Source organism: Xenorhabdus lircayensis (assembly GCF_016306625.1).
Lineage (GTDB): Bacteria > Pseudomonadota > Gammaproteobacteria > Enterobacterales > Enterobacteriaceae > Xenorhabdus > Xenorhabdus lircayensis.
This window is the reverse complement of the sequence record NZ_JACOII010000053.1, coordinates 1-23,294: the sequence shown is the minus strand read 5'-3', so window position 1 is coordinate 23,294 and position 23,294 is coordinate 1. Positions and strand designations below refer to the sequence as shown.

Sequence of the window (23,294 nt, the reverse complement as noted above, 5' to 3'; positions counted from 1 at the left end):
GCTCAGCCATAATTAACGTACCTTCAGCGTTGCCAGACCAATCAACACCAGCATCAGGGAAATAATCCAGAAGCGCACGATAACGCGTGGCTCCGGCCAGCCTTTCAATTCATAGTGATGGTGAATCGGTGCCATGCGGAAAATGCGCTGTCCACGCAGCTTGAATGATCCGACCTGCAAAATGACGGAGAGTGTTTCCACCACGAATACCCCGCCCATGATGACCAGCAGGAATTCTTGACGCAGCAAGACTGCAATGGTGCCCAGTGCGCCGCCCAGTGCCAATGAGCCAACATCACCCATGAATACTTGCGCTGGATAAGTGTTGAACCATAAGAAGCCCAACCCAGCCCCCACAATCGCAGTGCAGACAATCACCAATTCCCCCGCATGACTCAGGTAAGGGATATGCAGATAGCTAGCAAAATTCACGTTACCCGTTGCCCATGCCACCAAGGCGAAGCCCGCCGCAACCAGTACCGTTGGCATGATAGCCAGACCATCCAGTCCATCGGTCAGGTTCACCGCATTACTGGTTCCCACAATCACGAAATAGGCCAGCAGAATGTAAAGCAATCCCAGTTGTGGCATGACTTCTTTGAAGAACGGTATGACCAATTGTGTCGCTGGTGTATCTTTGCCAATGCTGTACATAGCAAACGCCACGCCTAAAGCCAGAACGGATTGCCAGAAATACTTCCAGCGGGCAATCAACCCCTTGGTATCTTTGCGAACCACTTTGCGATAGTCATCCACGAAGCCAACAATGCCGTAACCCAACAGAACCACCAGTACACACCAGACATAAGGGTTATCTAGACGTGCCCACAGCAGAACAGAAATAGTGATGGAAAACAGGATCAACACCCCGCCCATTGTCGGCGTACCACGTTTGCTGAAATGGGATTCTGGCCCATTGTCACGTACAACCTGACCAATCTGTAATTTTTGCAGGTACGCAATTAAATTTGGCCCCATCCATAGCGCGAGAAACAATGCAGTCAGCAAGCCGACAATGGCCCTGAACGTCAGATAGGAGAAGACGTTAAAGCCTGTGTGATATTTAACCAGATATTCGGCGAGCCAAACTAACATTGGAAGTTCTCCTTCAGTGAGTTCACTACCTCTTCCATTGCGGTACTGCGTGAACCTTTAATTAATATGGAAATCATTTTGTGTTGTTCCAGTAAAGAAAGCAGCGCTGCAACTAAATCAGCCTTGTTCGCGAAATGCTGCCCTCGACCACTCGCGTCACTGATATGGGAACTGAGAGTCCCGACGCTGAGTACTTTATCTATGTTTGTGAATGCCACGGCTTCACCTACCTCACGATGGCACTCAATCGCCTGCTCACCCAGTTCTCCCATATCACCGACAACCATGACTCGATAACCGGACATTTGTGACAGCACATTTGCAGCGGCGATCATGGAACCTGTGTTGGCGTTATAAGTGTCGTCCAACACCCATTTTCCCTCTGTGAGGTGAATGGGGAATAAACGTCCTGGAACAGCCGTGAGTTCCGATAATCCGGCACTAATATTCTCTAGCGATACGCCGACAGAGATTGCAAGAGCACTAGCGGCCAGCGCATTGGCAACATTGTGTTTCCCCGGTAATGGCAGTGTCAGCTCGATATTTCCGATTGGGGTATGGAGACAAAAATGCGTAGCCAACGGCTGTTCCGAAATCTCCGTTGCGTAAAAATCAGAGTCAGCCGTTGGCAAAACGGAAAAGCGCCATACTGTCTGCTGATCGCTAATGCTATGCTGCCAATTATCCCAATCATTGCTATCCAGATTGATAATGGCAGTTCCAGTCGGAGAAAGACCTTCAAAAATCTCACCTTTTGCCTTGGCCACCCCAGCTAAAGAACCAAATCCTTCCAGATGAGCCGAAAACAGATTATTGACCAGCGCACTTTCAGGGCGAGCCATTTCGGTGGTATAGGCAATTTCACCGATGTGGTTGGCACCCAGTTCAATCACGGCAAATTGGTGTTCATCAGTGAGCCTGAACAGGGTCAATGGGACACCAATATCATTATTGAAGTTGCCAGCAGTATAAAGGGTATTTCCGCACTGACGCAGAATCGCCGCTGTCATCTCTTTTACGGATGTTTTGCCCGATGAACCCGTCAAGGCCACGATTCGCGCTTTACTTTGCTGACGAACCCAACCTGCCAGTTTTCCCATCGCCTGGCGGGTGTCTTCCACCACCACCTGAGGACAGTCAACCTCAAGGCGACGACTGACCAATAAAACACCTGCCCCCTGTTGAACTACATCAGAGGCGAAATCATGGGCGTCAAATTTTTCCCCTTTTAAGGCAATAAACAAACTACCGCGCACGATTTTGCGGCTATCGGTTTCCACAGTATTAATCTGGAGAGTGGCAGCCCGATGTTCAGTCACGTGATATAACGTTCCATCTGTTAACTGTGCCAGTTGCTGAAGTGTCAGTGGGATCATGCGATTACTCCCAGCAAACGTGCAACGGTCAGGCGATCTGAGTAATCCAAACGACGATTGCCGACCAGTTGATAATCTTCATGGCCTTTACCTGCCACAAGAACAACGTCTTCTTCGGCTGCCTGCATAATGGCGCTGGTAACAGCTTCAACGCGGCCATGAATCGCCATAGCACAACCCGGATCGATGAACCCTTTCAGGATATCCGCCACAATCGCATAAGGTTCTTCACTGCGAGGATTATCATCAGTAACAACCACGCGATCAGAGCCTTGTTCTGCAACGCCGCCCATCAATGGACGCTTGCCTTTATCACGATCACCACCACAACCAAATACGCACCAGAGTTTCCCCTTACAGTGCAGGCGAGCCGCAGATAACGCTTTTTCCAAAGCATCAGGTGTATGGGCATAATCTACGACAACAGTGGGGCGACCCACAGCGGAAAAGACTTCCATACGCCCACAGACAGGTTCCAGACAAGAAGCCGTTGCCAGCAATTTTTCTAAGGGATATTCCAGTGACAACAAAGTCGCAAGCGCCAATAGCAAGTTGCTGACATTGAATGCGCCCATAAGAGGGCTGTCGAACATTCCATTTCCCCAACTGGAAGTAAACGCAATAGAGGCACCTTTGTCGTGATAATGAACTTCATTGGCCGATAACCAGCTCCCTTGCCAATTTTCCGGCAAGCGGTTTTCCATCGTGACAGCGACCGCTTCCGGCAAGCGAGACAACCATTTCTGCCCCACTGCATCATCAGCATTGATGATTTTTTGTTTCACATCATGGTTGCTGAACAGCATCCATTTGGCATCTTCGTAATTTTCCATATCACCATGATAATCAAGGTGATCACGGCTTAAATTAGTAAAAATGGCCGCTTGAAACGGTAACGCAGCCACTCTTCCCTGAATCAGCCCATGTGAAGAGACCTCCATCGCAGCAAAGGTCGCGTTTTGATTAACAAGTTGCTGTAAATCAAGCTGGATATCAACGGCAGAACCCGTAGTATTTTCGCTTGGCACCACCATGCCCAGCAGCCCATTTCCTACCGTTCCCATCACAGCGCTGGTTTCACCAAGCCCCTGGCTCCATTGCGCCAGCAATTGTGTTGTCGTCGTTTTTCCGTTGGTTCCGGTAACACCTACTAATTTCAGCTTATTACCGGGATGTTGGTAAAATTCGCCAGCCAGTTTTGATAATTTATTATTTAAATCATCCAAATAGATAACCGGAACACCGTGCATCTTCTGTATCGTGCGGTGATCCGCTTTTCCCTTCGCTTCTGCAATCACCGCAGCGACGCCTTGGGCGATGGCTTGAGGAATATACTTCCGACCATCTGTTTGATGCCCTTGAACCGCAACAAACAGATCTCCGGCAGCCGCCTTACGGCTGTCCAATGTCATTTCGCGTAGCGGAAGCTCCGGTGTCTCGACACCCCAAGGAGCCAGTAAATCGCGTAAATTACGATCTGCCACTTTTATCCTCTTTATTGATTAGTCACAAATTCGTTTTTATCACCCACAGGCAAGGCATCTGGTTCAACGTTCATCGTACGTAGAACACCACTCATGATAGTTCCGAAGATGGGCGCCGAAACCGCACCGCCGTAATATTTACCTGCTTGTGGATCATTGACGATCACAACCAGTGCAAACCGTGGATTACTCGCAGGTGCAATCCCTGCGGTATAAGAAATATACTTATTAACGTACTTGCCATCCGGCCCAACTTTTTTTGCCGTACCGGTTTTAATTGCAATGCGATAACCTTTTATCGCTGCCCGTACACCACCACCTCCCGGTAATGCGACACTCTCCATCATGTGCACCACGGTCCGCATGACAGACTCAGGAAATACCCGACTTCCTGGTACCGGGGGATCAACCTTGGTAATTGACAATGGACGATAAACGCCCAAGCTGCCGATCGTTGCATAGACTCGCGCTAACTGTAATGGTGTTATCATCAGCCCGTAGCCGAAAGAAAAGGTGGCCCTATCAAGATCCGACCACCGTTGTTTATTTGTTGGAAATAAGCCACTACTTTCTCCGACCAGCCCCAGATTGGTCGGTTTTCCCATCCCAAAGCGTGAATAAACATCTACCAGCTCTAAGGCGGGCATCGCTAACGCCAGCTTGGAAACACCGACGTTACTCGACTTCTGCAAAATTCCGGTAATAGTCAACTCTGGACGTGGAGCAACGTCTTTGATTTCATGCCCCCTCGAACCATACGTGACTCGATACGGCCTGGTATCCAACACCGTATTTTCTTTGACAATGCCACTGTTCAGCGCACTCATCACCACCAGCGGTTTCACCGTGGAACCAGGCTCAAAAATATCGGTGATGGCGCGGTTACGCATTGCATCTTTAGGTGTTCCCGCCAAATTATTCGGGTTATAAGATGGGCTGTTTGCCATCGCCAATACTTCGCCCGTATTGACATCAACCAATACGGCCGTCCCGGATTCAGCTTTGTTCAGTGAGACGGCTTTAGTCAGTTCGCGATACACCAAAGTCTGAAGGCGATCATCAATACTGAGCGTCAGATCGTGGGCCGCCCGACTATCTGTGGATGAGATATCTTCAATGACACGCCCTGTGCGATCTTTACGCACCGTCCGGCTGCCCGGCCTTCCCGTCAGCCAACTGTCAAAGCTTTTTTCAACGCCCTCAATTCCCTTACCATCAATGTTGGTTACCCCAATAATGTGTGCCGTCACCTGCCCTGCCGGGTAATAACGGCGAGACTCCTGACGCAAATAGATACCGGGTAACTTCAACTTCTCGACATAATCACTGATGGAAGTGTTCACTTGGCGGGCAAGGTAAACAAAGCGCCCATTAGGATAATCACTGATTTTGCTGGTCAATTGCTCAAGCGGAATAGAAAGTGCATCAGCCAGAGCCCTCCAGCGGGTATCATCTGTGATGCCACCTTTTTCAAACACTTCTTTGGGATCGGCCCAGACAGCATCAACGGGCACACTGACCGCCAGCGGACGCCCATTGCGATCGTTTATCATGCCACGGGCGGTTGGGATGGCCTGGACGCGCAGGGAACGCGAATCACCTTCTTTTACCAAACGGTCAGGATTGATGATCTGCAAATAGGCAACACGAATCAAAAGCCCGATCAAAGCAAACCCAATGCCCCCACACAGCAAGGCAAAACGCCAGCTTACAAAACTTGCTTTATCTTCTTGCTTTTTCAACTTTAAAGAGCGTGCAGCTTTCATCGCCTACCTTTTGGTTGTCAACTGGACTCATTGAGTTATCACAATATTTTCTTTAACTGGATCAACGTGTTGCATCTGCAATTTTTCAGTCGCAATCCGTTCAATCCGACTGTGATCACCCAGAGCATTCTCTTCAAGGAGCAGGTTACGCCATTCAATATCCTGAGCATCAAGCTGAATCACTTGACGCTCTTTATCCGCAGTCAATAAACGAGTCTGATGTGTGACCGTCACAACGCCGATAGCTGAAACCACAACAGCTACTAGCAAAATCAGTGGGATCTTGGCACTACGGATTAAATCCCCGCCGATAACCCCGACTAACCCATGACGTTCACCAGCCATTATTCCCCCGCCTTTTCAGCAAATCGCAAAACCGAGCTTCTCGCCCTTGGATTTGTAGCCACTTCGTCCCCTGAAGGTTGCATTTTGCCAATGGATTTCAGGCTTCGCCCTCCCAGCGCCTTTAACTGCGCTTCCGTGAGAGGCAAACCGACGGGAACCTGTGGCCCCTGACTGTGTTGTCGGATAAAGCGTTTCACTATGCGATCTTCCAATGAGTGGAAACTGATGACAGATAATCGCCCCTGTGGTGCCAGAACGCGCAGTGCGCCATCTAATGCACGTTCGATCTCTTCCAGTTCACTGTTAATGTAAATCCTGATAGCCTGAAAACTGCGTGTTGCCGGATGCTTATGCCTTTCCTTTATTGGGCTTGCCTGAGCAATGACTTCTGCCAACTCTCGGGTCCGCGTCATTGGTTGTTCCTGATTGCGTGCCACAATGGCTCTCGCGATACGCTTGGCAAAACGTTCTTCACCAAATGTTTTCAGCACCCATGCTATGTCATCTGCTTCAGCTTTCATCAACCATTCTGAGGCAGACTGCCCACGCGTAGGGTCCATCCGCATATCCAGTGGCCCATCACGCATAAATGAAAAACCACGTTCAGGATCATCCAGTTGTGGGGAAGAAACCCCTAAATCCAGCAGTACGCCATCAATCTTCCCAACTAGACCAGCGTCTTCTACGTAAGTTGCCAATTCCGAAAATGGCCCATGCATGATAGAAAAACGCTTGTCAGTAATCGCCTTTGACGCTTCAATGGCTTGTGGATCGCGATCAATCGCGATCAAACGTCCATTAGGCCCTAATTTCGACAAAATCAGGCGAGAGTGTCCCCCCCGTCCAAATGTCCCATCTATATAAATTCCATCTTCTTGAATATTCAGTCCATTGACAGCTTCATCCAGTAATACACTGGTATGTTTAAAATGACTATTTGCCATGTTTATAGTGATAAATCCTGTAGCCGTGCTGATAAAGGTTCTTGTGTGGACTGTTCAGTCGCAATATCATTCTGTACTTGCTGATACCAAACTTGTTCATCCCACAATTCAAATTTATTAAATTGCCCAACCAGCATGACCTCTTTTGTTAGCCCTGCATGCTGACGCAATGTATTAGCTAATAAAAGACGCCCTGCATTGTCCATTTGACATTCACTGGCGTGTCCCAATAACAAACGTTGAACTCGACGTTCGGCTGGATTCATGCTGGATAAGCGAGATAACTTTTCTTCGATGATTTCCCATTCGGGTAATATATAAAGCAACAGGCACGGCTGATGGAGATCAATGGTACAAACCATTTGACCTGTTGATTCCTCATTCAGCGTTTCTCTATATCGGGCAGGTACAGTGAGCCGCCCTTTACTATCGAGATTAACCAGTGTTGCTCCACGAAACATACTCAGGTTACCCCTTGATGGCCCAAATCTCCACATTATCCCACAAATCACCACAATTAAGAGTTTACGGATGGTATGAAAACCTTGTCAAGCCAGAGCCCGTGCGCTTTAGCTAGATTTACAGAAAGATTGGGAAGAGAAAAAGAAGGATTTTTCAGATCTGGCTATATTAATAATAGATAACACCATGATAATTTTGAATAATTTAACAAAGCTGTAGATAGCCTTCTTAGGAGTTGAATTTAGAGCAAATAATTACCACTTAAATTAATTTATGTAACTTATATCTCATTATTGCCTAATTGTTAATCATCATAAACCTATCAATAATAAAAATGCATTTAAGTTACAATAGCATGAAAAATAATAACTAAATGAAATCAAATGATTATCCAAAGAGTAAAAATAATTAGATATCAATCAAATAGAAAAAACATCGCTACAAAAAAAGTAACACACATAAATAATATTGTTTAAGTGAAGAATTATTCACCTTGTTAATTTAAATAACATATTATCGATTTTAACGGTCATAGAACTCTGTTTAAGAGAATTTTAGTCAGAATAGTCTCAAAATTATGGCAACAAGTGTATTTCGATGATTTTGGTGGGCCAAACAGCACCCTCATTTTCAATGAGGGTACTCAATTAGGCTTTTCGACTCAGCTTGCCACGACGGCATAAATGACGGCGCATTCGGGTTATTCCAGGCGCTGGCCGTTGCTTTTCATCCAAACTGGCCAATACCAGCTCAAGAGCACATTCGGCGACATCACGATGACGTTGTGCTACAGACAATACCGGACATTCGAGGAAGTCGAGCAACTCATGATCGCCAAATGTGGCAATAACCAATTGGCCCGGTAAGCGGCCACTACGCTTGAGAATGGTATCCATGACTCCCTGAAGCAACGCAAACGAAGTGGTATAGAGTGCTTGAGGAACAGGGTTTGATTCCAACCATGACGTAAATACTTCAGCCGCTGCTTCACGCTCATAGCTATTCGCATACAGATAATTCACTTCCCGAGGATCATGCTCCCACGCTTCACGGAAGCCTTGTTCACGCAAGAAGCTAACCGATAATTCAGGCAATGCCCCCAAATAAAGGACAGATTCTGCGGGGAATTGCGCCAATTCCTGTGCCAACATTTTCGCATCTTCAAGGTCATCCCCGACAACACTGATAAAATGCTCACTGTCCAGCGCACGGTCAAGCGCAATGATGGGCAGTGAACGATTTGCCCAACGCTGATAGAAAGGATGTTCAGGAGGCAAGGCGGTGGAAACAATGATAGCATCAACCTGACGTTGCAGAAGATGCTCAACACAACGCATCTCATTATCAGGCTGATCTTCAGAACATGCGATCAATAGCTGGTATCCACGCTGCCGCGCCTGACGTTCAAGATAATTGGCTATGCGAGTGTAACTCGTATTTTCCAAATCGGGTATGACTAAACCAATTGAACGGGTGCGCCCCGCCCGAAGACCGGCAGCAACAGCATTAGGATGGTAATTGTGTTCTCTGACCACGGCCATCACTTTTTCTACTGTTTTATCACTGACACGATATTGCTTGGCTTTACCATTGATGACATAACTGGCCGTAGTACGTGAAACACCTGCTAAGCGGGCGATCTCATCCAGTTTCACATTAACCCCTCAGTAAGATGATGAAAAAGCCCTACTTTACAATAGGGCTCAATGAATATCTGTATTTTAACCCGCAGATTACGATTTTTCATCGCATAATTTTATCTCCGCGAGAAACACCAACAATGCCTGAGCGCGCAACTTCCACAATCTCAGCCACCTCTCTTACTGAATCAAGGAAAGCGTCCAGCTTTTCGCTCGTTCCGACTAATTGGACGGTATACAGCGTTGACGTTACATCAACGATCTGTCCGCGAAAAATATCCGTGCTACGCTTGATTTCTTCCCGACCGTATCCGCTGGCCTGTAATTTCACCAACATAATTTCACGCTCAACATGAGGCCCCGCAGTTAATTCATTGACCCGCAGCACATCTACCAATTTATGCAATTGCTTCTCGATTTGCTCCAGCACCTTGGCATCGCCTTTGGTCTGAATGGTCATGCGTGACAATGTTGGATCTTCAGTCGGAGCGACCGTCAGGCTTTCAATGTTGTAACCCCGCTGAGAAAACAAGCCAATCACGCGGGATAATGCTCCCGATTCGTTTTCAAGTAATACAGACAAAATCCGGCGCATGATCAGGTCCTCTCTGTTTTGCTTAACCACATTTCATCCATTGCCCCTCCACGGATCTGCATTGGATAAACGTGTTCTGTTTCATCAACGGTAACATCCACGAAAACCAGACGTTGATTTTCAGTGACTTCATGCAGGGCATGGGCCAATTTCGTCTCCAACTCCTCGTAAGTTTGGATGGAAATACCAATGTGACCATAAGCCTCAGCCAATTTGACGAAATCAGGTAGGGATTCCATATAGGATTGAGAATGACGACCCGCGTATATCATGTCCTGCCATTGTTTTACCATCCCCAAGAAACGGTTATTCAGGTTCAGTACCAGAACAGGCAAACCATATTGCAAGGCAGTGGACAATTCTTGGATATTCATCTGGATGCTACCATCCCCTGTCACGCATACAACCGTGGCATCAGGTTTTGCCAACTTCACACCGAGCGCCGCGGGCAGGCCAAATCCCATGGTTCCCAAGCCACCGGAATTAATCCACTGCCTTGGCTTATCAAATGGATAATGCAAAGCGGCAAACATCTGATGTTGACCAACATCTGACGCAAGATACGCCTTACCCTCGGTTAGATGGTAAAGGGTTTCAATCACAGCCTGTGGCTTAATCTTCGCTGTAGTGCGATCGTAATCAAGACATTTGCGGCTACGCCACTGTTCGATGGAAAGCCACCAATCTTTCAGGGCATCTGGATCTTGGGTATCTTCTGTAGAATCCAACAATTCCAGCATCTGACCAAGTACCTGTTTGGCATCCCCAACGATAGGGATATCCGCCGCCACCGTTTTCGAAATCGAAGTAGGGTCGATATCAATATGCAGTATCGTCGCTTCTGGACAATATTTTTCCAGATTATTGGTCGTACGATCGTCAAAGCGCACTCCCACTGCAAAAATCACATCGGAATTGTGCATCGCTTTATTGGCTTCGAAAGTGCCGTGCATCCCCAGCATGCCCAAACTTTGCTGATGAGTCGCAGGAAATGCCCCCAACCCCATCAGCGAGCTGACGACCGGAATACGAAAACGTTCAACCAGCGTCAACAACTCTGCAGAACATGCCGAATTGATGGCACCGCCACCGACATAAAGCACAGGTTTTTTCGCATTCAGCAGGGTTTTCAATACACGCTTAATCTGCCCTTTGTGCCCCTGAACGGTAGGGTTGTACGAACGCATATTAATTTTTTCAGGGTACACATACGGAAATTTCAATGCAGGATTGACGGTATCTTTAGGAAAGTCGATAACGACAGGCCCAGGTCGGCCACTCGCGGCCAAATAAAAAGCTTTTTTAATCGTATTTGGGATATCTTCTGCTTTTTTCACCAGAAAACTGTGTTTCACGATGGGGCGAGAGATCCCCACCATATCACATTCCTGAAAAGCATCATTGCCTATCAGGGAGCTGGCAACCTGACCAGACAGAACCACCATGGGAATTGAATCCATGTATGCCGTTGCAATTCCCGTGATGGCATTTGTTGCCCCTGGTCCGGATGTCACCAAAACAACCCCAACTTTTCCCGTGGAACGGGCATATCCATCCGCCATATGAACAGCACCCTGTTCATGGCGAACCAGAATATGCTCGATTCCTCCAACCGTATGCAGGGCATCATAGATATCCAATACAGCCCCGCCCGGATAACCAAACACATGTTCAACGCCCTGATCGATTAACGATCTGACGACCATTTCGGCTCCTGACAACATCTCCATCGAGTTTGCCTCCAGGCTCTGTTTGTTTGCAAGTTAATCGTCGGAATTTCATAAGGCTACTATCAAAAATAACCTTATTTATTCCATTTCTTATTTATATAGAGTGAATCATTTGATAACGCTAAGTTAACTAACATAACGTTAGATACAAACCTTAGCAAATATCAATTCACATCCTGGAAACATTTTTTTAATGGAGAGACTATCTTTTATCTGCCTTCAATCCCGATACATGGATTCAATTTCGCTCTGATAACGCTGTGAAATAACCTTACGGCGCAATTTCAATGTCGGCGTCAATTCTCCCTTTTCCATGGAAAACGCTTCAGGCAAAAGAATAAACCGTTTGACCTGATGGAATTTGACAATATTTTTCTGCATGTCCTTTAAACGCTGCTCAAACAGTTCAATAACTTGATGACTGCTCAGTAATTCAATTCTATCCTGATAATGAAGATTAATAGATTTCGCATATTCCTCAATGGCTTCATAACTGGGAACAATCAGCGCAGAAACAAATTGGCGGGCATCAGCAATAACCGCAATATATTCAATAAAACGATCTTGACCTAACATCCCTTCAATCATTTGCGGAGCAATATATTTGCCTGTTGAGGTTTTCATCAAATCTTTCAGGCGCTCGGTGATGAACAGGTTACCGTCATCATCCAACCCTCCGGCATCGCCCGTCCGCAGCCAGCCATCTTCAGTAAATGCATGGACAGTTTCCTCTGGGCGGTTGAAATAACCTTTCATGACGATAGAACCACGCACTTGGATCTCACTCTCGGTACTGATGCGAACCTCAACACCGGGCAATGGCGTACCAATTGAGCCCAAAAGATAATTTTTCTCTTCCCAGCAGGATACGGTGGCGCAAGTTTCTGTCATACCGTAGCCATATTTGATATTCAGACCGATGGACAGGAAGAAACGAGTAATCGCATCGTCAAGACGTGCTCCCGCCACTGGCAGGAAACGCACTCTTCCACCCAATAAATTACGGAGCTTGTTCAACACCAGTTTGTCGGCCAGTTGGTAGCTACAACGCGTGAATGGGCAACCTTTTTTATTCTGCTGCTGGCGCATCCAGCGGTTTTCTCCCCGCTTTAATGCCCAATTAAAAATCATTCTGCGCCAAACAGGAGCCTGAGAAACTTTCTCTAAGATCGCGCTATGCACTTTTTCATAAAAACGGGGAACAGAACACATGACCGTTGGGCACACATCAGTCATCGCCTCACGCACAAGATTTGTGTCGGTCAAATAGACATTCAGGGCGCCAGTGTGCATGACATAATAGCTCCACGCACGCTCGAAGATGTGAGATAACGGCAGAAAACTGAGCGATACATCCTGTTTGGTCAATGTCAATCTTTGGTCATGCAGGTAAAGCTGTGAAGCGATATTGCGATAATCCAACATCACTCCCTTTGGTTCTCCCGTTGTACCGGAGGTATAAATTAAGGTGAAGAGATCATTCAAATCCTGATCGGAAATGCGCCTTTCAAGTTCTGATTGATATTGTGCATGGTCATTGGCAATAAAAGTAGATAAATACAATGCCTGTGGACAACCTTTCAAGTCTACAGATTCATCCAGCACAATAAGATGAACAAGTTCGGGGCACTGTTCAATCAGTGTTATTGCAATATCATATTGCTCCTGCTCACCAACGAACAACACGCGTGCCCCCGCATCATTGAGCATGAATGCTGCCTGATCACAGGTACTGGTCGCGTACAGCGGCACTGTCACAGCCCGTAGCTGAAGAATAGCTAGATCAGCCAATGACCACGCCATGCAATTCTGCGCAAAAATGCCAACTTTTCCCTGCACTTCTACCCCCAATGACAGTAATGCTTTTGCCACGGATTTAGTTGTGCATTCGACCTCTCGCCAACTCATTTCGAGCTGTTTTGATGGCGACCATTGCCGAAATGCAATTTTTTCCGGATATTCATTGGCTTGCTGCTGTAATCGGTTAACCAAGTGATAGGAATGCAGGGAGTCTGTTATCACAATATATTCCTGTATAAATATTTTAGTTCAGCGTATTCAGCAAGCGTACTGCCCACTGTTCAGCTTACAGATGTTAGCTATTTTCGCGCAGTCTACCTATTCCTCGTAAAAGGGGAAAGTGTATTTTTAATATCTTCTCCCTCTGAAAAGGAGAATATTTGCAGGATTTATCGAATAAATATGGATAAACAGAGATAAATATCGTGGCAAGAGCTAATGCAGTGAAAATTCACAGACACGCCTACAATTTGTTCAATAAAAAATCTGTTTCATAAGATGATATTATCTACTATTGACTATCATCACCATCAAGAAGTCGCTCCTATAACAGTGATGCCAGACAACATGAGGTCTAATAAAACAGATTCTGACTAAGAGCCTTATCCCAGTCATCACTATCGGGATAGGCCCTAGATTTCGTACGTTTTGTTTTATTCTCGTTCACCAAGATGACTCAGTAGCGATTTCATCCACTGATGACCTTTATCCCGATCGGTTGAACCATGCCATATCAAATAGCAAGGGCGAGAAACTCGACCATTGGGCAGAGATACTGAACAAATGTTTAACTGTTCAGAATAATGCTCAACCATCCATTTTGGCACAATAGCAACTAAATAGGTTTGAGATACAATATTAAGAACACTATTTAAATCCGTTCCCTGATAAGAAATAGAACGCAATAATTCATTACTTTCATAGTAAGGCTTACTGAATGAATCTGCATTATCCAATGCAACAATGGCATGCCTTTCTTCCAGCAACTGCTGCTGGGTAATTTTCTTACCAATTCTAGGATGATGTTTAGAAACCGCGAGAACCAATTCATCATTAAACAGAGGATAATTATGGAAATCAGAGTTATCTAATTGGGTATAACTGATAACAAATTCTATTTCCTGATATTTTAATTGCTTCTCAATATCATCACTAATTTGTGTTTTAATGACAACTTCGATATTAGAAGAATGTTTTTTTATTTGCCCAACAATTTGAGCAGCTAAACGAATATCAAGTGGACTACAAATAGATAGGTTAAATACCCTAGTGCTATTATCGGGATCAAATCCCACCCCGGGCAATTCATTATGAACAATTTGAAGTGCCTGTCTGAGTGGCCCGAAGAGCTGCTTTGCTCTTGCCGTTGGCTGAATACCACGGCCATAGCGAACAAATAATTCATCATCAAACATCGTCTTCAAACGTGCTACCGCATTACTGACAGCCGGTTGCGACATTCCCAATGCCTGAGCTGCACGTGTAATATTCTGCATTTGCATTACGGCATCAAAAACAGTAAGCAAATTGAGATCTACACTGCGCAATTGAACATCGCATGATTCTTTTTTTCCTGTAGTTACTGAGTTGTATTCAGTCATTATTTCACTCCACTAAACTTATAGCAGTGATCTCATTAAATAATAGAGTATTGGCGGTTTCCAAATGCAACATTTTGACACCGTAAACAGCCTTACCAATTAATAAGATCAATTATCCCAATTTCTTGGAAAGTAAATTGAGATTCATCCTTGTACAAAAAACAAACACACATAACCAATGCATTCTTATCTACGTAGCCGTAATATTTTTATAAGCATGAATATTAATTATTTATATATGAATAAAAGTAACTCGACTGACACTAACGATTTACGTCCCAAACGATCGGGCAATCAATAATGTCAACATGAAGAGCAGAAAAAATTCACAATAAAATTACTGTATTCCAACTAATTACAGAACTCTCTATTAATATTATCTATCAGGAAAATGATCCAAAACATTAATCAGAAATTAGTTCTTCCAATATATCGAGACACAATTTATTAATATTCTATATAGTTATGATTTCTTAACCTAGAAAACCTAGAAACACTGTGGTTAATACCCATCTTATCCTTGTCCCTTAGAACCTATCAGTGCATATCCGCATTAAAACAGTCGTAGTTAAACGTTCGAATTAAAACAGTCGCATAAAAAATCACATAAAATGACTGTATAAAACAACAGATACCAAATTTATCATCCATCAGAGCCGGATTTTACTCCATATATAGATATGAAAAATAGATAAAAACATCACTAAAAATGTAAAAAATAGTCACCAAGTCTAAAGTGAGTTCAATTAACAATCAACAATGAGCATGATTCACCTTAAATTTACACTTTTACTTCTTGACATTGTTTTTCAGATAACGTATCTATAAATACGCCGACAATTAAAACTTGATTAACAAATTTATAAAGGTTAGCTCACATGATTCACTCTATTCGCCTACTAAGCCTACTACTCATCGCCTTTAATGTGCGCGGTGTCGGTATGTTGGTGGGTGAATAACAGAGTTAAGTTAACCTCCACAGAAACAAGAAAACCCGCGCACGGCGCGGGTTTTTTTTTACCGGCCGGCGCTCAAAAATAAAATATCATCGCCTATTTGACAGGAGCAAAATATGAGCCAGCAAGTTATTATCTTCGATACCACACTGCGTGATGGAGAACAGGCATTACAAGCCAGCCTGAGTGTGAAAGAAAAACTGCAAATTGCTTATGCACTGGAAAGGCTGGGAGTCGATATCATTGAGGCTGGTTTTCCGGTTTCTTCTCCGGGGGATTTTGAATCGGTTCAAACCATCGCCCGAGAAATCAAAAACAGCCGTATCTGTGCCTTATCCCGCTGCGTTGATAATGACATTGATGTCGCCGCCGAAGCCCTGAAATTCGCTGAAGCCTTCCGTCTGCACATGGTATTGGCTACCTCCAATTTGCATGTCGAACATAAATTAAAAAGAACTTTTGATGATGTTGTCGAGATGGCCGTTCGCTCCATCAAACGAGCACGTAACTACACCGATGACATCGAGTTTTCCTGTGAAGATGCTGGCCGTACAGATATCGATAATTTGTGCAGAATTGTCGAACAGGCAATCAAGGCGGGCGCAACCACAGTCAACATTCCCGACACCGTTGGTTACACGACGCCTTATCAATTTGGTGGCATTATCCGTACCTTATTTGATCGTGTACCCAACATTGATAAAGCGATTATTTCTGTTCATTGCCATGATGATTTGGGGATGTCTGTAGCTAACTCAATTACGGCAGTTCAGGCAGGAGCCCGGCAGATAGAAGGTACTATCAACGGATTGGGAGAACGCGCTGGTAACTGTTCTCTGGAAGAAGTGATCATGACGATCAAAACACGCCAACAAATGTTGGGAGTCCATACCAACATCAACCATGCGGAAATTTACCGTACCAGTCAGTTGGTGAGCCAAATTTGTAATACGCCAATTCCAGCTCATAAAGCCATTGTTGGCAGTAACGCGTTTGCCCATTCATCCGGTATTCATCAGGATGGTATCCTGAAAAATCGCGAAACTTACGAAATCATGACCCCCGAATCCATCGGTCTGAAAGATACTCAGCTCAACCTGACTTCACGCTCAGGACGTGCCGCAGTGAAACACCGCATGGCAGAAATGGGTTATCAGGAGAATGACTACGATCTGGATGCTTTGTATCAAGCGTTTTTAAAATTAGCAGACAAAAAAGGGCAAGTGTTTGATTACGACTTGGAAGCATTAGTATTCATTAATCAGCAACAGCAAGAACATGAATATTACCGTCTGGATTATTTCAGCATCCAGTCCGGCACCAACATAGTCCCTACTGCAACCGTGCGTCTGGCCTGCGGGGATGAAATCAAATCTGAAGCCTCTACGGGCAACGGTACTGTTGATGCTATCTATCAGGCCATCAGCCGAATTACAGGTTATCCACTTGAGTTAATCTCCTATCAATTATCCGGTAAAGGACATGGGAAAGATGCCCTCGGTCAGGTTGATATTATCGTGGAGTGTTTTGGTCGCCGTTTCCACGGAATGGGATTAGAAACAGACATTATTGAATCCTCCGCCAGAGCCATGATCCATGTCCTGAATAACATTTGGCAGGCAGAACAAGTAGAAAAAGAGAAGCAGCGTATATCCCAGAGCAATACTCAGGATCATAACCAGATCAATCCCCAAAACGACACAAAGGAAACTGCATAATCATGTCTTCAAGCCAACCTATTTCAAACCATGCTCTTTCAAGCAAGCAAGAAACTGGTCACTATCACATTGCTATTTTGCCCGGTGACGGTATTGGCCCTGAGGTTGTGAAGCAAGCCTACAAAGTGTTAGCGGCTATCCGTCATCGCTTCAATATCCGCATCACAACTAGCGAATACGATGCAGGAGGGATCGCCATTGATCGTCATGGCTGTCCTTTACCTCAGGAGACTATTGCCGGTTGCGAAAAAGCCGATGCAATCCTTTTTGGTTCCGTAGGGGGCCCGAAATGGGAGCATTTACCTCCCGCAGAACAGCCAGAACGCGGTGCATTATTGCCACTACGCAAGCATTTCAAACTGTTCAGTAACTTACGCCCGGCACATTTATACGCCGGTTTAGCGTCTTTTTGCCCACTTCGCCATGATATTGCCGCAAAAGGCTTTGATATTTTATGCGTCCGTGAACTGACTGGCGGCATCTATTTTGGCCAGCCGAAAGGGCGTGAAGGCGAAGGAAAGTATGAACGCGCTTTCGATACGGAGATCTATCACCGTTTCGAGATAGAAAGGATCGCACGCATTGCGTTTGAATCCGCGCGCAAGCGCCGCCATAAAGTAACTTCGATTGATAAAGCGAATGTTTTGCAAAGCTCCGTATTATGGCGTGAAGTCGTCGGCGAAATCGCCAAAGATTATCCTGACGTTGAAATCAATCACATGTATATCGATAACGCCACCATGCAATTGATCAAAGATCCGGCCCAGTTTGATGTCCTGTTGTGCTCCAATATTTTTGGCGATATCTTATCTGATGAATGCGCCATGATCACAGGATCAATGGGATTGCTGCCTTCTGCCAGCCTGAATGAAAAAGGTTTTGGCTTATATGAGCCCGCAGGCGGTTCAGCCCCGGATATTGCTGGCAAAAACATCGCCAATCCAATTGCCCAAATTTTGTCTACAGCTCTGTTGCTGCGTTATAGTCTTGGACGCAATGATGCCGCAGACGCCATTGAACAAGCTATCAACCATGCTTTGGAACAGGGTTATCGCACCGCAGACTTAGCCGATAATGGCAAAGCGGCCAGTACCGATGAAATGGGCGAGATCATCGCACGTTATATCGCCGAAGCAGTTTAGAGAGTCAACCCGTTTTTCTTCGCTAACGTTGGCAAATTCCTTCTTATCTATCCAACAAAAAAAGCCAGTAAGATCACTTACTGGCTGGCAAAAATACCATTACTCAAAAAAATCGGGAGTCAGTGAGAAAAGTTCTCTCTTCTGAACTACTTTAATTCCTACTCATTATCGGCTTAATATAAGGAAACAAAAATTGATGAAAAAATCAGTGGAGTTCCCCTTTTATGCCGAACCCTCGCTTACAACAACAATTCATTCGATTATGGCAACACTATCAAGGCAAAAAGACTGAAACCACCTTGCAATCACTGGCAGATATTCTGCATTGCTCACGTCGTCACATCCGTTCTTTGTTGAATAACATGCAGCAAGCCGGCTGGTTGCAATGGCATGCAGAAGCCGGACGGGGAAAACGCTCTCAGCTTCACTTCATTCGCAGTGGATTGGAACTTCAGCAACAACGCGCAGAAAAATTATTCGAACAGGAAAATATTGAGCAACTCGTTCATATGATGGGGGATAAAAATGCGATTCGCCAAATGGTGCTGTCACAACTTGAACGCAATTTCAGCCAAGGAAAAAACACCTTACGTATTATTTATTACCGCCCATTTCCCAACTTGCTGCCTAACACGCCGCTTCGGCGCTCAGAAGTCCACCTTATCCGCCAAATATTCAATGGGCTGCTTCGTATAAATGAGGAAAAAGAGGAAGTCGAAGGTGATCTCGCTCATCACTGGCAAAAAATGGCCGATAACCATTGGCGATTTTACCTCCGTCCCGCCATCTATTTTCATCATGGCCGGGAGCTGCAAATGAGCGATATCATCAGCTCATTGGAACATCTAAAAACGTTTCCCCTTTTCTCCCACATCAACGAAGTGACTTCCAATACTCCACATGTTGTAGATATTTTTCTTCACGAAGCCGATTCTCGGTTTGATTTCCTGATGGGAAGCCCCCATGCCATGATCTTACCGCAGGAATGGCAAACCCTACCAAATTTCGCCCGCCATCCCATAGGTACTGGGCCTTATCAAGTTGTTGCCAATGATGCGCAAAAACTCAAAATCAAGGCATTTGATCACTATTTTGGCTTCAGGGCTCTGCTTGATGAAGTCAACATCTGGATACATCCAGAATTGACAGAAAAGTTAGTTTGTACCACCCTGCATCTGGAAAGCGATGGCAGCAGTAATAATTCGCTAGATAGTAGAATGGAAGAAGGCTGCTATTTCCTACTTAACGATCACCGCTCCGCCAAGTGTGCACGGGAAGACGTCCGTGACTGGCTCTGTAGTTTACTCACTCCCATCATGTTCTCCTTTCTATCAGCGCCACTGGTCACCCGCTTATGGGCTATTATTGCGCTGGCATCATAGCAAACTGGTGCCACCACGTCCGAAACCGGAAGATATCTCAACAATTACCGTAACGCTGTATCACCAGCACCACGAATACCATACGATAAGCCAAATTCTGCAAGTCATTCTGGCTAAATATGGGGTGGAATTGGAGATCAAAATTGTCGATTACGATACGTGGTTCAATGGCGATACCGAAAGCGATATCTGGCTGGCTACGGCCAACTTTTACAAACCCTTGGAATTTTCGCTGTTTGCCACTCTTTATGAAATGCCATTGTTGAAAAAGTGTCTGGGCAGTGACTTAACAAAGGAAGCATCTCTATGGAGAAAAAACAATCTATCCGTTGAAGATTGGTGCAAAAACATCATTGATCAACACTGGCTACACCCATTATTTCATCATTGGCTCGAATTACAGGGTCAACGCAGTATGAGAGGGGTAAAAATGAATACCTTTGGATGGTTTGATTTTAAATCAGCGTGGTTTACTCCTCCAGAAGGATAATTCACAGAAAAAGCTAAAGTTATAAACATTCGTTGTCTGGCAAGAACCATTTTATTCACTTTTTCTGTGGATATGTATGTGAAAAAGTGAGGGGTAAAACGGGTATACTTTTCTTATGTATTTTATCACTCTCCATAAGAGCAAATAAATACCCATTATTTTTCATTATCTTAATACATTTTATACCCCGTTTTACAACGCATATTACTCATCAAAATTTTCATCTTTACTCACACTGAGCAAAGATCAATCAATGATGAATTTATCCACAGGATATGCCTTTTAGTTAAACAAAAATCGCCTATTTTTGTAGAAAACATCGCTCATTAGAGCTGTAAATCAAACCAGTGATCTCACTTTCTATCACTTATCCCATAAATCTGTGGATAACATGGTGTAAGATCCTGTTTATTATCACTGGGAATAGGTGAACAATCATAACAAGTTTATTTTTAATGCAGAGAACATAAATTAAAAAATCTTTTATATCATGCTATTATAAAAACAAGCAGGGTAATGATAATTTAATAATGACTTCCAAGAATCCACGTGAACACTTTTTAACCAGAAAAAAATATATTCTATAACATGTACTTTACACCGCCAGCACCACCCGAAAATGAGCAACAATTATTCGAACGCGCCCACTCTCTGGCAGGTTTATCTATGGGTGAACTCGCTGCACGAGCTAAACTTTCCATTCCTCCCAATTTAAAGCGTGACAAAGGCTGGGTAGGCATGTTGCTTGAGTATTATTTAGGCGCAGACGCAGGCAGTAAGCCCGAACAAGATTTTGAACATATCGGTATCGAACTGAAAACGATCCCTGTAGATAGAAACGGTTCGCCATTGGAAACAACTTTTGTCTGCGTAGCCCCTTTAACGGGTAACAGTGGCGTTACATGGGAAAATTGTCACGTCAGGCGGAAATTATCCCGTGTCCTGTGGATACCTGTTGAAGGAGAAAGGAACATTCCTCTTTCCGAACGCCGTGTGGGTTCTCCACTGCTTTGGAGCCCAAATGCGATTGAGGAAGAATTTCTACAACGCGATTGGGAAGAACTCATGGATCTCATTGTATTAGGCAAAGTCGAGAGCATCACTGCCCGTCATGGTGAAGTGCTGCAATTGCGTCCCAAAGCCGCCAATAGCCGGGCACTGACAGAAGCGATAGGAGAATATGGTCAGCCAATCATGACACTGCCCAGAGGTTTTTATTTGAAGAAAAATTTTACGGCACCAATATTGGCCCGCCATTTCTTCTTGCACCAATAAATATTCCGTAAGTCTCATTTTCCTAAAGTGACGATGAACCCGCAAAAGGCAAATATTGAATTGATTCGTGGCAATGTAGAATTGGTGGCGCCGCGTGATAGTGAAGTTTTGCAGCAGACAGCCAAACCATTTTATCCCACAATAAGTAACAGATAAGTCATGCAATTATTCGGTGGCCTACCAAATGGCCACCCTGCTAATTTTGATACAAAAACCCGGAGTGCTTTATTTTGCTTTCAGTTTAAAGTCAAACGTAGTGTTATCCATCCTATCTATATCCAGGTCTAACTGAGATTCTGGAGAGATCTTCACTGTAGTAATGTCAACAAGCCCGGATGACGGATGATAGCTAAGATAGATAGTACCAACGAGTGGATAGCTGCTATTGCCCCTATTTCTGATATAAATGGCACATGCGAACTCATTACTACAGGCAGTTGATAGAATATGAACATATTCCATTTTACTACCAACTTTGACTGAGGGAACCTGAGCATCTCTAATTCCCTCTGCCTCCAATATCATCAAATAAGTCCCCGTCTTGGCATCAGTTGTATCTATCAGGTTCAGATCAATGGAAAAATTAGGTTGTTGATAGTGCGCAATATTACTTCTTTCGATCACAATAGTTCCCCTACTTATATCATTACCATCAAATCATTTAAATTCCATCAGATACACCTTCTATTTTTCAAACTACATCTTTGTTAGCTGTAACTCGAAATCTATTGGGTATAAACATTGATCACAACTGGCTAATTATTTTATCCAGTAAATGAATTTTAAGCTTTTTTATGCATGTTTATCATTAATAATTTAAATCATAGCAATATATAAAATCTCAATATTGAGCAATGGTATAATATCATTAAGAAATAATTACATTTCTTTATTCTCTCTCTATTAATTTTTCCTACTGCTTAGATATTTCTTCACTTTTTTCAGTGCCATTTGCCTTTTCAAGGGTGACAGGTAATCGATAAAAATAATGCCATGTAAGTGATCGATTTCATGCTGCATCACAATCGACAGAAAATCGTCGCTTTCTATCGTAATCGGCTTACCGTGACGATCCAGTGCTTCTACCTTCACTTTTTCAAACCTTTCTACATCCGCACAATATCCCGGTATCGACAGGCAACCTTCCTGATTCACTACACGACGCTCTTTTTCAACAATCTCAGGATTGACCAAAACCATTGGCTGATCACGGTTTGGTGAAAGATCAATGATCAAAACCGCTTCTTGACGACCAACCTGTGGTGCCGCTAAACCAATTCCATTATCGGTGTTATACATTGTCTCCAACATGTCATCAATCAGCGTTTGGACTTTATCAAAATCAGTGACATCAACACATTTTTTTCTCAGTCTTTCATCTGGGATTGTGAGTATATCTAGAATTGCCATAACTTATCATCCTCTTTAGATGCCTTTAATCATATATACCCTTCATCTTTCATGCCTCAGCTTTGGTCATGTATTAAATGGTT

Annotated in this window: 16 protein-coding genes and 2 pseudogenes; 4 read left to right on the top strand and 14 right to left on the bottom strand. The window is 44.4% G+C overall.

Features of this window, described 5'->3' with window-relative positions:
• Positions 1–12: 12 nt before the first annotated feature.
• From mraY to leuO, 12 genes and pseudogenes are all read right to left on the bottom strand, one after another.
• On the bottom strand, positions 13–1,095 hold the full coding sequence (mraY, locus tag H8A87_RS15000) for a phospho-N-acetylmuramoyl-pentapeptide-transferase (protein ID WP_198690747.1): 1,083 nt from the start codon (positions 1,093–1,095) through the stop codon (positions 13–15).
• The gene (gene murF, locus H8A87_RS14995) at positions 1,089–2,471 is read right to left on the bottom strand and encodes a UDP-N-acetylmuramoyl-tripeptide--D-alanyl-D-alanine ligase (RefSeq protein ID WP_198690746.1); all 1,383 of its coding nucleotides are present in this window, start codon (positions 2,469–2,471) and stop codon (positions 1,089–1,091) included. Before murF ends, mraY begins: the two co-directional genes overlap by 7 nt.
• The gene (murE, locus tag H8A87_RS14990; RefSeq protein WP_198690745.1) at positions 2,468–3,955 is read right to left on the bottom strand and encodes a UDP-N-acetylmuramoyl-L-alanyl-D-glutamate--2,6-diaminopimelate ligase; all 1,488 of its coding nucleotides are present in this window, start codon (positions 3,953–3,955) and stop codon (positions 2,468–2,470) included. The genes murF and murE overlap by 4 nt, the downstream gene beginning before the upstream one ends.
• Positions 3,942–5,721 (bottom strand): annotated as a pseudogene (locus H8A87_RS14985) (peptidoglycan glycosyltransferase FtsI). Before H8A87_RS14985 ends, murE begins: the two are co-directional and overlap by 14 nt.
• Positions 5,722–5,748: 27 nt before the next feature.
• Positions 5,749–6,069 carry a cell division protein FtsL gene (ftsL, locus tag H8A87_RS14980; protein WP_198690873.1) on the bottom strand — a complete coding sequence of 107 codons (321 nt, stop codon included), beginning with the start codon at positions 6,067–6,069 and terminating at the stop codon, positions 5,749–5,751.
• Positions 6,066–7,010, bottom strand: coding sequence for a 16S rRNA (cytosine(1402)-N(4))-methyltransferase RsmH (gene rsmH, locus H8A87_RS14975; protein WP_198690743.1), 945 nt, complete (start codon positions 7,008–7,010; stop codon positions 6,066–6,068). The genes ftsL and rsmH overlap by 4 nt, the downstream gene beginning before the upstream one ends.
• Positions 7,011–7,012: 2 nt before the next feature.
• Positions 7,013–7,471 carry a division/cell wall cluster transcriptional repressor MraZ gene (gene mraZ, locus H8A87_RS14970; protein ID WP_198690742.1) on the bottom strand — a complete coding sequence of 153 codons (459 nt, stop codon included), beginning with the start codon at positions 7,469–7,471 and terminating at the stop codon, positions 7,013–7,015.
• Between the two features lie 648 nt (positions 7,472–8,119).
• A complete protein-coding gene (gene cra / locus H8A87_RS14965; protein ID WP_198690741.1) occupies positions 8,120–9,127 on the bottom strand; it encodes a catabolite repressor/activator in 1,008 nt (335 codons plus the stop codon).
• A gap of 88 nt (positions 9,128–9,215) precedes the next feature.
• Positions 9,216–9,707: an acetolactate synthase small subunit gene (gene ilvN, locus H8A87_RS14960; RefSeq protein ID WP_198690740.1), complete on the bottom strand. Its 492-nt coding sequence runs from the start codon at positions 9,705–9,707 to the stop codon at positions 9,216–9,218.
• Positions 9,708–9,709: 2 nt separating this feature from the next.
• Complete coding sequence (gene ilvI, locus H8A87_RS14955; RefSeq protein WP_198690739.1) at positions 9,710–11,437, bottom strand: acetolactate synthase 3 large subunit; 1,728 nt, start codon at positions 11,435–11,437, stop codon at positions 9,710–9,712.
• Positions 11,438–11,656: 219 nt separating this feature from the next.
• On the bottom strand, positions 11,657–13,456 hold the full coding sequence (locus H8A87_RS14950) for an AMP-dependent synthetase/ligase (RefSeq protein WP_408646932.1): 1,800 nt from the start codon (positions 13,454–13,456) through the stop codon (positions 11,657–11,659).
• Between the two features lie 434 nt (positions 13,457–13,890).
• Complete coding sequence (gene leuO, locus H8A87_RS14945; protein WP_198690737.1) at positions 13,891–14,838, bottom strand: transcriptional regulator LeuO; 948 nt, start codon at positions 14,836–14,838, stop codon at positions 13,891–13,893.
• Positions 14,839–15,910: 1,072 nt separating this feature from the next.
• Between leuO and leuA the strand changes: the two genes are divergently transcribed.
• The 4 genes and pseudogenes from leuA to mutH all read left to right on the top strand — a co-directional run bounded on the left by leuA (position 15,911) and on the right by mutH (position 21,801).
• The gene (leuA, locus tag H8A87_RS14935) at positions 15,911–17,512 is read left to right on the top strand and encodes a 2-isopropylmalate synthase (protein WP_198690736.1); all 1,602 of its coding nucleotides are present in this window, start codon (positions 15,911–15,913) and stop codon (positions 17,510–17,512) included.
• Positions 17,513–17,514: 2 nt separating this feature from the next.
• A complete protein-coding gene (gene leuB / locus H8A87_RS14930; protein WP_198690735.1) occupies positions 17,515–18,654 on the top strand; it encodes a 3-isopropylmalate dehydrogenase in 1,140 nt (379 codons plus the stop codon).
• 224 nt (positions 18,655–18,878) lie between these two features.
• Positions 18,879–20,526 (top strand): annotated as a pseudogene (gene sgrR, locus H8A87_RS14925) (HTH-type transcriptional regulator SgrR).
• Positions 20,527–21,114: 588 nt separating this feature from the next.
• Entirely contained in the window at positions 21,115–21,801 is a 687-nt protein-coding gene (gene mutH / locus H8A87_RS14920) for a DNA mismatch repair endonuclease MutH (protein WP_198690734.1), read from the top strand.
• A 225-nt stretch (positions 21,802–22,026) separates the two neighbouring features.
• Here mutH and H8A87_RS14915 read toward each other — a convergent pair whose 3' ends face one another.
• Positions 22,027–22,425 (bottom strand): hypothetical protein, encoded by a 399-nt coding sequence (locus H8A87_RS14915; RefSeq protein ID WP_198690733.1) that lies wholly within the window; start codon positions 22,423–22,425, stop codon positions 22,027–22,029.
• A 279-nt stretch (positions 22,426–22,704) separates the two neighbouring features.
• A complete protein-coding gene (gene def, locus H8A87_RS14910) occupies positions 22,705–23,211 on the bottom strand; it encodes a peptide deformylase (protein WP_198690732.1) in 507 nt (168 codons plus the stop codon).
• Between the last annotated feature and the right edge of the window lie 83 nt (positions 23,212–23,294).